Annotated in this window: 11 protein-coding genes; 5 read left to right on the top strand and 6 right to left on the bottom strand. The window is 63.3% G+C overall.

The genetic code is table 11. The features are described 5' to 3' along the window. The 4 genes from EOA78_RS27995 to rpsU all read right to left on the bottom strand — a co-directional run. Window positions 1-573: MFS transporter (locus tag EOA78_RS27995; RefSeq protein WP_127318141.1), on the bottom strand; the 573-nt coding region annotated here is incomplete at its 3' end. 280 nt (window positions 574-853) lie between these two features. Continuing rightward, a complete protein-coding gene (locus tag EOA78_RS27990; protein ID WP_127318139.1) occupies window positions 854-1,327 on the bottom strand; it encodes a DUF992 domain-containing protein in 474 nt (157 codons plus the stop codon). 162 nt (window positions 1,328-1,489) lie between these two features. Then, window positions 1,490-2,335, bottom strand: coding sequence for a tetratricopeptide repeat protein (locus EOA78_RS27985; protein ID WP_127318137.1), 846 nt, complete (start codon window positions 2,333-2,335; stop codon window positions 1,490-1,492). A 150-nt stretch (window positions 2,336-2,485) separates the two neighbouring features. After that, the gene (gene rpsU / locus EOA78_RS27980; protein WP_023675331.1) at window positions 2,486-2,758 is read right to left on the bottom strand and encodes a 30S ribosomal protein S21; all 273 of its coding nucleotides are present in this window, start codon (window positions 2,756-2,758) and stop codon (window positions 2,486-2,488) included. 409 nt (window positions 2,759-3,167) lie between these two features. Between rpsU and EOA78_RS27975 the strand changes: the two genes are divergently transcribed. Next, window positions 3,168-3,677, top strand: coding sequence for a DUF892 family protein (locus EOA78_RS27975; RefSeq protein WP_127318135.1), 510 nt, complete (start codon window positions 3,168-3,170; stop codon window positions 3,675-3,677). Next, window positions 3,664-4,107 (top strand): DUF6766 family protein, encoded by a 444-nt coding sequence (locus EOA78_RS27970; RefSeq protein WP_245477774.1) that lies wholly within the window; start codon window positions 3,664-3,666, stop codon window positions 4,105-4,107. Before EOA78_RS27975 ends, EOA78_RS27970 begins: the two co-directional genes overlap by 14 nt. 78 nt (window positions 4,108-4,185) lie before the next feature. Here EOA78_RS27970 and EOA78_RS27965 read toward each other — a convergent pair whose 3' ends face one another. After that, entirely contained in the window at window positions 4,186-4,575 is a 390-nt protein-coding gene (locus EOA78_RS27965) for an SET domain-containing protein-lysine N-methyltransferase (protein WP_127318133.1), read from the bottom strand. 122 nt (window positions 4,576-4,697) lie between these two features. Beyond that, the gene (locus EOA78_RS27960) at window positions 4,698-5,456 is read right to left on the bottom strand and encodes an SDR family oxidoreductase (RefSeq protein WP_127318131.1); all 759 of its coding nucleotides are present in this window, start codon (window positions 5,454-5,456) and stop codon (window positions 4,698-4,700) included. A 264-nt stretch (window positions 5,457-5,720) separates the two neighbouring features. Between EOA78_RS27960 and EOA78_RS27955 the strand changes: the two genes are divergently transcribed. The 3 genes from EOA78_RS27955 (at window position 5,721) to EOA78_RS27945 (ending at window position 10,349) form a co-directional block, all read left to right on the top strand. Next, window positions 5,721-6,974, top strand: coding sequence for a sarcosine oxidase subunit beta (locus tag EOA78_RS27955; RefSeq protein WP_127318129.1), 1,254 nt, complete (start codon window positions 5,721-5,723; stop codon window positions 6,972-6,974). 88 nt (window positions 6,975-7,062) lie between these two features. Next, the gene (locus EOA78_RS27950; protein WP_127318127.1) at window positions 7,063-7,359 is read left to right on the top strand and encodes a sarcosine oxidase subunit delta; all 297 of its coding nucleotides are present in this window, start codon (window positions 7,063-7,065) and stop codon (window positions 7,357-7,359) included. Next, the gene (locus EOA78_RS27945; protein ID WP_127318125.1) at window positions 7,356-10,349 is read left to right on the top strand and encodes a sarcosine oxidase subunit alpha; all 2,994 of its coding nucleotides are present in this window, start codon (window positions 7,356-7,358) and stop codon (window positions 10,347-10,349) included. The genes EOA78_RS27950 and EOA78_RS27945 overlap by 4 nt, the downstream gene beginning before the upstream one ends. Window positions 10,350-10,390 lie beyond the last annotated feature (41 nt).

Here is a 10,390-nt window from a genome sequence, read left to right as displayed (position 1 = left end):
CAGCGCCAGCGCCATAGCCGTGCCGCCGACTGTGAAGACGCCGAAAGCCCAGCGCCAGGAGAGCAGCTCGGTCATCAACGCACCGAGCACCGGTCCGCTGAAGGCGGCGACGCCCCAGATCGCCGACATGACGCTGAAAAGCTGCGGCCAGATGGCGCGTGGAAACAGCCGCTCGACCGAGACGAAGGCCAGCGACACCAGCGCGCCGCCGCCAAAACCCTCGATCAGGCGCCCGGCCAGGAACAGCGGCATGGAGGGCGCGATGGCGCAGACCAAGGCGCCGACGGCATAGAGCAGGGCGGCGACCACCATGTTGGTGCGCAGCGCGACATAGCTCACCAGCCGTCCGGCGGCAGCGCCTGCGACGATGGCGCCGAGCTCGTAGATCGCCAGCGACCAGCCGACCAGCTGAACGTCGGCGAGCTCGCCGACCATGGCCGGCATCACCGTTGCCACCATGGTTTCGTTGGTGGCGTGCAGCAGGATGCCGAGGCTGATGAAGCAAAAGCGCGCCAGATCGCCGCTCGCCCACAGCGCGCGCGAGTCGACCCTGCTTGTGCTGGTTTCCGTCACCCCGCCCCCCAAACTTTCTTACACGCCGATTAAAAAATGGTGGAGCGCTCTTCGATTCCAACAAGCGCGCGGCGCTTCGGGGACGGGTTGTAAAACCTCAACCGCAGTTGAGTTCAAGCGGTTTTTGCGGGTGCGCCGAGATGCTGGCGGGAAGTCTGGGTGATCGAAGATTGGCGATCATGGCGTCAGCGATGATCATCCCTAGCATGGCGGTTTTCCAAAATCATGCGGCGCGGAACAGTCCAATCCTGTTCCGCGCCGCAGAGCAACGCCATGGCGCTTATTTGAACGAGTGGATCAGCTCCAGTGAGGTGACGGCGACTGCCAGGTTAACACCGGTCTGCGCCTGTACGTTGAGAGGCTGCAGCGAGAAGGCGCTGTTCAGTCCGCCGACCATAAGATTGGCGCCGCCGCCAGTCACCAAGCTGGCCTCGGCATTGACGCCATAATAGCTGCCGGCAAGATCGCCGGAATTACGGTCGCGGGTGGCCGCCAGAACCGCCCATATCAATTCGCCCTGGTGCGTCCTGCCGACGTCGACGCCGAGCTTGGATATGACCCCGGTATAGGCTTCGGGGGGACCGCCATGATGAGGGCGAAAGGTGCAGGCCACGCCTTTGTTGGATGTGACGATGTAGCCGGTGCCGCCGTCGATGGTGCAGTCGAGCACGCCGAGCTCCAGCCTGCCCGCGCTGGCAGGGGCAGCGAGCACCGTGGCGGCGAGGGCGGCGGCACAGGCGAGGTTCTTGATCATGGAAGGGGTCCTTTTCGCGAATTGCCTTGAACAACGGCTGAACATTCCGAGCGTTCCGCCGAAAACTTGGCGCGATCAAGGCGGGTCAATGCACAGTCATTGAAGGTTTCGAAGCCATGCCAAACGGCAGGCCTGCCATATCAGGCCCAACGCAGCCGTCGGTCAGCCGGTGCTGGTGCGCGCCAGGCCGTCCTTGGCCGGCTGGTAGGTGGGGTTGAGGCGCACTGCCTCGCGGTAGGATTTTGCCGCCTTGGCCTTGTCGCCGCGCCGCTCGTAGATCAGCGCCTGGTTGGACCAGGCCTCGGCATTCTTGCCGTCGAGCTTGATCGCCATGTTGATGTCGGCGAAGGCATTGTCCTCGTCGTTCATGGCGAGGTAGGAGAGACCGCGGCCATTGTAGGGTTCGGCGGCATCCGGCGCCAGCGAGATGGCGGTCGAGAAATCCTCGATGGCAAAAGCGTGCTGGCTCTGGCTTTGGTAGATCAGGCCGCGATTATGGTAGGCGCGGGCGTCTGTCGTGTCGAGCTGGATCGCCTTCTGGAAATCGTTGAAAGCTTCCTGGATGCGGCCGGCTTTGCGGTAGAGGTTGCCGCGGCCGATATAGGCGGCGTCATAGTCGGGATTGATCTGGATCGAGCGGTTGTAGTCGGCAAGCGCGGCCGCCTGGTCGCCGAGGAAGCGCTGGATGAGAGCGCGGTTCGAATAGGCCTGGTAGAAATTCGGATTGAGCTGGATGGCGGTGTTGAAGTCCTTGAGCGCCGCCTGATACTGGCCGCCGCGGCCATAGGCCGAGCCGCGCACATTGTAGCCTTCGGGATCCTGGGGACTGCGCTGGATAACCGCCGACAGCGAGGAGATGTTCTCGGCCGACCCTTGTGCCTTGTCGATGTTGGTGAATTCGCCGGTCGGGACTGTCTGGCAGCCGGCGAGCGCCAAGCCAGAAAGCAGGGCTGCTGTCAGGGCGAAGCGGCGCATAACGGTTCTGCGCTCCACGCTTGTTGCGTTCATATCTGCTCTGTCCTCACTGCCCGCCGCGCCGTCAGGTCTGTTCCGTCTCCGAACCGGGCCTCTCCGAACTGGTCGAATTCAACAAAAAGGTGGCGGCGATTACGCATCGCGCCACCCTGGGTATCCTTCGAAAAGGACGAAAAATTGGCGTCAGAACCGCGGCGGACGCGGAGCACCTGCACCAGCAGCACCAGCCGCCACCGGGCGCGGCGTCATCGGCAGCAGACCCTCGCGCTGGGCGCGCTTGCGGGCCAGCTTGCGGGCGCGGCGAACGGCTTCCGCCTTTTCGCGGGCGCGCTTCTCGGAAGGCTTCTCATAATGTCCGCGCATCTTCATTTCGCGGAAGATGCCTTCGCGCTGCATCTTTTTCTTGAGCGCGCGAAGCGCCTGATCAACATTGTTGTCGCGGACGAGTACCTGCACGGGCAATCCTGTCTTTCGGGTTTGTTAACAACAGGCAAGTGGCCATAGTCGCTTGCCTCCGCGGCGATCTACACCACGAATTGTGGCGGCTGATAGCAGAATCATGCCGCTCTGTCCACTGCCGAAACGAAAAACCCGCCTCGGCAGCGGGTGTCGGCGCAAATCAGCACCATGTGCAAATTAATAGCATAACTGCCGTCAGAAAGCAAGAAATTACGACTTCTGGTAGTAGTAGTTGCCTTCTCGGGCGGTCGCTCCGCGCCGATGAGAGCGATCGTTGGCGTTTTCTCCGCCACCGATAAATTCTTGCTGCCTCAATCCGGCAAAACGGTCCGCCCGGCTTTATCGACGAAGGAACAAACCTCGTTCCCCATGGTTGTTTCGCATTGGCAAGCACAGGAGAAAACCGATGTCAGAAACCCGTGAATGGCTCGTCCAGTGGCTCAGGGACGCGCATGCGATGGAGGAGCAGGCCGAAACCATGCTGAATGGCCAGCTGAGCCGGCTGGAGAGTTATCCCGAACTCCGTGAGCGCATTAACCTGCACGTCGACGAGACGAAAGGGCAAGCCGCACGCCTCAGAACCTGCCTGGAACAATTAGGCGAAGATACGTCCACGCTGAAGGACGCCGGCGGCAAGCTGCTGGCGATGGCGCAGTCCCTAAGCGGCGTCTTCGCCGGCGACGAGGTGATGAAAGGCTCACTGGCGAGCTACACCTTCGAGCACATGGAGATCGCATCCTACACGATCCTTATCGCAGCCGCCGAATCCCTTGGCGAAACAGAAGTCGCCCGGGCTTGCGAACAAAACCTGCGTGAGGAGGAGGCGATGGCCGAGTGGCTGAAAAACAAGCTGCCCGCGACTACGCAGCAGTTCCTGGCTCGCTCGGAGTCGGACAGCGACAATGCCAAACGATGAGGACAATAGGCCGGCGGCCAAGATGACGCCGCCTTCGGTGTGGCGGGCCTACAGCTATGCCTGGATTACCCTCGGCTTCTTCATCATCTCAATCGTCGGTCACTGGGTTTTCGGCTGGTTCGCCTATCTCGACGAGCAGCAAGCGCTCGGCCAACCGCCCGAATTCAGCGGCTATCTGATCGAGATGAGCCGCGACACGCTCGAGAACTGGCAGTCGGAATTCCTGCAACTGCTCTGGCAGGTCGGCGGCCTGGCGTTCCTGCTCTTCGTCGGTTCGCCGCAATCGAAGGAGAGTACCGACCGTATGGAGGCCAAGATCGACGCGCTTCTTAGGCTTGTCGATCCGAAGAAAGGCAAGGAAGCGATTCGCGAGCTGGACCTGCAATATGACGGCCGCCACACGGACGAGCCGCACGCCCACCGGAACTAATCGGGGGTTGGAAACGTGGCCCGGAGCCGATCATCGCTCCGGGCCATTTGATGCCCTCCTCCGACACAAACCAGATCGCTATGAAGCTGTGGCCAAGTGAAGCCGCTCGAAATCCTCGAAGAACTCGCCGTAGTCGCAGGTTATTTCCTCGCCCGCCGCTATGTCGCGGATCGCGGTTGCCCCGCCATACTGCGAAAAATCCGTGTTCGGCCTTTCGGCGTGGTTCATGAAGCGGCCATTGTCGACTTCATAGACCATGAATCCGGGCCGGTCCGGGCTTGGATAGGCATATCTGTCGAGCAATTCCCTGAGATGGGGCGGCGCGGCCTCATATTTTTCCATCGGGATCAGCCGGTCGAAATCCGGATCGAGCTGCCAGATCGACGCTCCCTTCTTGATCGGCTCGGCGGCGAACACGCCGACTCCCTCGATTGCGCTCGCAGCGATGTAGGTCCTGATCAGCAGCATATTTTCGGCTCGTCTTCGACAGCATTCTTCGAACACAAAAACGCAATCGCTAAATCGCGCCAAGAAAGCAAGGCCGGTTTTGCAACATGCCGTGTTCCATTGTTCGCCGACGCGAAAACGCCTCACGTCCGGCTGATCGAAACACCGCCATCGGCAAACAGCGCGGTTCCGGTGGTGAAGCTCGACGCATCCGACGCCAGATAGAGGGCCGAGCGGGCGATCTCTTCAGGCTCGGCAACGCGCTTCAAGGCATGCAGGTTTTCGACGAAGGCTCGCGATTCAGGTGTCTTGAACGTTGCCGAAGGCGTATCGGTGCCGCCCGGCAACAGCGCGTTGACCCGCACGCCTTTCGCGCCGTATTCGGCGGCAAGCACCTGCGTCAGTCCGATCAGCCCGGCCTTGCTTGCGGCATAGCTGGTCATGCCGGGCATGCCGACGGTGTGGCCGACGAAGGTAGAGGTGAAGATCAGCGATCCGCCGCCGCGTTCGACCATGGCCGGCACCTGATACTTCGCGCCGAGAAAGGCGCTGGTCAGGTTGGTGTCGAGCGTTTCGCGCCAGGCCTGCAGCGACAAGTCGGAGATCGGCCCCATCTGGCCGACGGCGCCGACATTGTTGAAGGCGATGTCGAGCCCGCCAAACCGGCCGACAGCCAGTTCGACAAGGGCTTTCGCATAGGCTTCGTCGCGGACATCGCCGGCAAGAGCGATGGCGGTGCCGTCGGCGTCTTCGATTTCGGCAACCAGCGCATCGAGCTCCGCCTGGCGACGGGTCGCGACGACCACCTTGGCGCCTTCCTCCGCGAACACCTTGGCCGTGGCGCGGCCGATGCCGGAGCTGGCGCCGGTGACGATGGCGATCTTGTTGGTGAGTGCGAACATCTTCTCTGCATCCTTCTTTCGTGCCGGCTTGCCGACGGTCGGATGCGTCGTCGCAAATTGCGGCGATGCGAGCCACCCGATACCTGCGAACGCGTACCGAATGCATCGTCGGCCCGCCGGATTGCCAGCGTCTTTTTCATCGCGGCGCAAAACGGCAAGCGCCGTCGCAAACAGCGCAAGGCTGGCAGCGCGGTTTCGCTAGTGATACTGCTCGCGCGCCGGCGCTCGATTGGATGCCCGGCCGCTATCTGCGAGGCTGGAACGTTGAAGAAATACTCGGTATTCGCCATCGCCCGCGAGGCTATGCGCGGCCACAAGGGCTGGGAGGAACAGTGGTCATCGCCAGAGCCGAAGAAGGAGTACGACGTCATCATCGTCGGCGCCGGCGGCCATGGCCTGGCCACCGCGTATTATCTCGCCACGGTGCACGGCATCACCAATGTCGCGGTCCTGGAAAAGGGCTGGCTCGGCGGCGGCAATACCGGCCGCAACACAACCATCATCCGCTCCAATTATCTCTATGACGAGAGCGCCGGCATCTACGACCATGCGCTGAAACTGTGGGACGGGCTCAGCCAGGAGCTCAACTACAACGTTATGTATTCGCCGCGCGGCGTCATGATGCTGGCCCACAATGTGCACGATATCCAGGTGCTGAAACGCCACGTCCATGCCAACCGGCTGAACGGCATCGACAATGAATGGCTGACGCCGGAAGCGGCGAAGGAATTCTGCCCGCCGCTCAACATTTCGCGCGATGCCCGCTATCCGGTGATGGGCGCGACCCTGCAGCGTCGCGGCGGCACCGCGCGTCACGATGCCGTCGCCTGGGGCTATGCGCGCGGCGCTTCGGCGCGCGGCGTCCACATCATCCAGAATTGCGAGGTCACCGGAGTCAAGCGGTCGCCGAATGGCGCGGTCACCGGCGTCGATACGACGCGCGGCTTCATCGGCGCCAGGAAGGTCGGTGTCGTTGCCGCCGGCCATTCCTCGGTCATCATGAACATGGCCGGCGTGCGCATGCCGCTGGAAAGCTATCCGCTGCAGGCGCTGGTGTCCGAGCCGGTCAAGCCGGTATTCCCTTGCGTGGTGATGTCGAACACCGTGCACGCCTATATCTCGCAGTCCGACAAGGGCGAGTTGGTCATCGGCGCCGGCACCGACCAGTATGTCTCCTATTCGCAGACCGGTGGCCTGCATATCCTCCAGCACACGCTCGATGCCATCTGCGAGATGTTCCCGATGTTCACGCGCATGAAGATGCTGCGCTCGTGGGGCGGCATCGTCGACGTGACGCCTGATCGATCGCCGATCCTGGCCAAGACGCCGGTGCCCGGCCTCTACGTCAATTGCGGCTGGGGCACTGGCGGCTTCAAGGCGACGCCGGGCTCGGGCCATGTCTTTGCCCATACAATCGCAAAAGACGATCCGCACCCGATCAACGCGCCCTTCACCATAGAGCGCTTCCGCACCGGCCGTCTCATCGACGAAGCGGCGGCGGCGGCGGTGGCGCACTGATGATGGCCCGCTTCGTGATGTTGGGTCAGAGGCTTTGCGTTCAACCGGCCGGCGCCCGCGTCGGCCACGGCGAATTGTAGGAACAACCATGCTTCTCATCCGCTGCCCCTATTGCGAGGAAGAGCGCCCGGAACTCGAATTCCGCAACGCCGGCGAGGCGCATATCGCTCGTTCGGCTAACATGGCCGGCGAGAGCGATGCCGACTTCGAAAAGTTCTTCTTCATCCGCTCGAACCCCAAAGGCATCATCTATGAGCGCTGGCGGCACATGCATGGCTGCGCGCGGTTCTTCAATGCCGTGCGCGACACCGTCAGCGACAGGTTCCTGATGACCTACAAGGCCGGCGAACCCAAGCCGGCGAAACTGCCGGGAGCCTCCGAATGATCGCAGCGTTCCGCATTCCCGGCGCCGGACGCCTCAAGCAGGCGGAGACGACCCGCTTCAGCTTCGACGGCCAGTCCTATGCCGGTGTCGAGGGCGATACGCTGGCCTCGGCGCTGCTCGCCAACGGCGTCCATCTGGTCGGCCGCTCGTTCAAATACCACCGGCCGCGCGGCTTCCTGTCCGCCGGGGCGGAAGAGCCCAACGCGCTGGTTGAGATCAAGCGCGACGCAGCGCGCAAGACGCCCAATGTCCGCGCCACCGTGCAGGAGCTCTATGACGGGCTGACGGCGCAGTCACAGAACCGCTGGCCGTCGCTGTCCTTCGACGTCAGTGCGGTCGGCGACATCGCCTCGCCGCTGCTTTCGGCCGGCTTTTACTACAAGACCTTCATGTGGCCGAAGGCTGCCTGGAAAAACCTCTACGAGCCCAAGATCCGGGCCGCGGCCGGCCTCGGCGTCGCCCCCGACCAGCCGGATCCCGACCATTATTCGGCGCGTTTCGCCCATTGCGACGTGCTGGTGCTGGGCGGAGGTGCTGCCGGTATTGCGGCCGCACTTGCCGCGGCCGAAACCGGCGTGCGCGTCATCCTTGCCGATGAACAGGCGGATTTCGGCGGTAGTCTTCGTTTCGAGAGCGGCGCGAAGGTCGAAGGCCAGGACGGTTTTGGCTGGGCGCAAGGTGCAGTCGCGAAGCTCGAGGCCATGGACAATGTCCGCGTGCTCTCGCGCACCACGGCCTTCGGCTATTACGCGCAGAATTTCGTCGGGCTGGTCGAGCGCGTCAGCGATCATCTGCAGAATCCCGGCCGCGACCTGCCGCGCGAGCGGCTGTGGCAGGTCCGCGCCAGGCGCGTGGTGCTGGCGACCGGCGCCATCGAGCGGCACATGGTGTTTGCCGACAACGACCGGCCCGGCATCATGCTGGCGTCAGCGGCGCGCACCTATCTCAACCATTATGGCGTCGCGGTCGGCAGGAATGTCGGCGTCTATACGGCCAATGATTCCGCCTATGCGGCGGCGATCGACCTGAAGAAGGCCGGTGTCGGCGTGGCGGCGATAGTCGACCTGCGCGACAACCCGACCGGGTTGGTGATCGACGAGGCGAGGGCGCTTGGCATCGAGGTCAATTTCGGCCGCGCGGTGATCCGCGCCGGCGGCAAATTGCGCGTCTCATCGATGACCGTGCAGCCGAAGAATGGCGGCGGCGAACGTACCATCCCCGTTGACGCGATCCTGATGTCGGCCGGCTGGACACCGTCGGTGCATCTGTTCTCGCAGTCGCGCGGCAAGGTTGCCTTCAACGACGAGACCAAGCGCTTCGTGCCCGGCGCCTATGCGCAGGACTGCGTCTCCGTCGGCGCCTGCAACGGCACGGACGGGCTATCGGCGACGATCGACGAGGCCTATGCGGCGGGCGCCAAGGCAGCGAAGGATGTCGGCGCCAACACCGCCAGGGGAAACAAACCGAAGGTCGACGCCAGCGAGAGCTGGTCGCGCGGCATGCTGGGTGCGGCGCCCGGCGCCGGGCCGGATACGACGGTCAAGGCCTTTGTCGATTTCCAGAACGACGTCACCGCCAAGGACATCCGCCAGGCGGTGCAAGAAGGCATGCGCTCGATCGAGCACGTCAAGCGCTTCACCACCAACGGCATGGCGACCGACCAGGGCAAGACCTCGAACATGCATGGTCTGGCAATCGCCGCCGAGACGCTCGGCAGGCCGATCCCGCAAGTCGGCCTGACGACGTTCCGGGCGCCCTACACGCCGGTGACCTTCGGCTCGATCGTCGGCCATGCGCGGGGTCCGCTCTTCGACCCGACTCGCAAGACGGCGATCCATCCCTGGGCCGAGCGCCAAGGCGCCGTGTTCGAGGATGTCGGCCAGTGGAAGCGCGCCTGGTATTTTCCAAAGGCGGGCGAGGACATGCACGCCGCTGTCGATCGTGAGTGTGTCACGGTGCGCAAAACGGCCGGCCTGTTCGACGCCTCGACGCTGGGCAAGATCGAGGTGGTCGGGCCGGATGCGGCGAAGTTCATGGAACTGCTCTACACCAATCCGTGGGAGAAACTGGAGCCCGGCCGCTGCCGCTATGGCATCATGCTGCGCGAGGACGGTTTCATCTACGACGACGGTGTCGTTGGCAGGCTTGCACCCGACCGTTTCCATGTGACGACGACGACGGGCGGTGCGCCGCGTGTCATGAACCATATGGAGGATTACCTCCAGACCGAGTTCCCGCATCTCAACGTCTGGCTGACCTCGATCACCGAGCAGTGGGCGGTGATCGCCGTGCAGGGGCCGAAGTCACGGGAGATCATCGCGCCGTTGGTCGAGGGCATCGACATGTCGGACGAGGCGCTGCCGCATATGTCGGTGCGCGAAGGCAAGATCTGCGGCGTGCCGACAAGGCTGTTCCGGATGTCGTTCACCGGCGAACGCGGCTTCGAGGTCAACGTGCCGGCCGACTACGGCCACGCCGTCTGGGAAGCGCTGTGGGCCGAGGGCCAGAAGCATGGCGCCTGTGCCTACGGCACCGAGGCGATGCACGTGCTGCGTGCAGAAAAGGGCTACATCATCGTCGGCCAGGACACCGACGGCACGGTAACGCCTAACGATGCCGGTCTCGATTGGGCAGTCGGCAAGAAGAAGACCGATTTCGTCGGCATTCGCGGCATGGCGCGGCCGGACCTTGTCGCCAACGGCCGCAAGCAACTGGTCGGCCTGAAAACCAAGGATCCTAAGGTGGTGCTGGAAGAAGGCGCGCAAATCGTCGGCGATCCGAAGCAGGCGATCCCGATGACCATGATTGGCCATATCACCTCCAGCTACTGGTCGGAAAATTGCGGCCGCTCGATCGCGCTGGCCCTGGTTGCCGGTGGCCGCGACCGGATGGGTGAGACGCTTTACGTGCCGATGCCCAACGCGACGATCGAGGTGGAGGTCACCGGCATGGTGTTCTTCGACGAGAAGGGGGAGCGCCTCAATGGCTAAGGCTGCCGCGAAGAAATCTGCCGCCGCTGCGCCTTCAGTCG

The organism is Mesorhizobium sp. M5C.F.Cr.IN.023.01.1.1 (genome assembly GCF_003997585.1).
Lineage (GTDB): Bacteria > Pseudomonadota > Alphaproteobacteria > Rhizobiales > Rhizobiaceae > Mesorhizobium > Mesorhizobium wenxiniae.
This window is presented reverse-complemented; position numbering and strand designations above follow the sequence as displayed.

Coding starts and splice junctions, on each gene's coding strand:
- EOA78_RS27990 (WP_127318139.1), bottom strand. CDS start 1,327: ATGATCAAGAACCTCGCCTGTGCCGCCGCCCTCGCCGCCACGGTGCTC.
- EOA78_RS27985 (WP_127318137.1), bottom strand. CDS start 2,335: ATGAACGCAACAAGCGTGGAGCGCAGAACCGTTATGCGCCGCTTCGCC.
- EOA78_RS27975 (WP_127318135.1), top strand. CDS start 3,168: ATGTCAGAAACCCGTGAATGGCTCGTCCAGTGGCTCAGGGACGCGCAT.
- EOA78_RS27970 (WP_245477774.1), top strand. CDS start 3,664: ATGCCAAACGATGAGGACAATAGGCCGGCGGCCAAGATGACGCCGCCT.
- EOA78_RS27965 (WP_127318133.1), bottom strand. CDS start 4,575: ATGCTGCTGATCAGGACCTACATCGCTGCGAGCGCAATCGAGGGAGTC.
- EOA78_RS27960 (WP_127318131.1), bottom strand. CDS start 5,456: ATGTTCGCACTCACCAACAAGATCGCCATCGTCACCGGCGCCAGCTCC.
- EOA78_RS27950 (WP_127318127.1), top strand. CDS start 7,063: ATGCTTCTCATCCGCTGCCCCTATTGCGAGGAAGAGCGCCCGGAACTC.
- EOA78_RS27945 (WP_127318125.1), top strand. CDS start 7,356: ATGATCGCAGCGTTCCGCATTCCCGGCGCCGGACGCCTCAAGCAGGCG.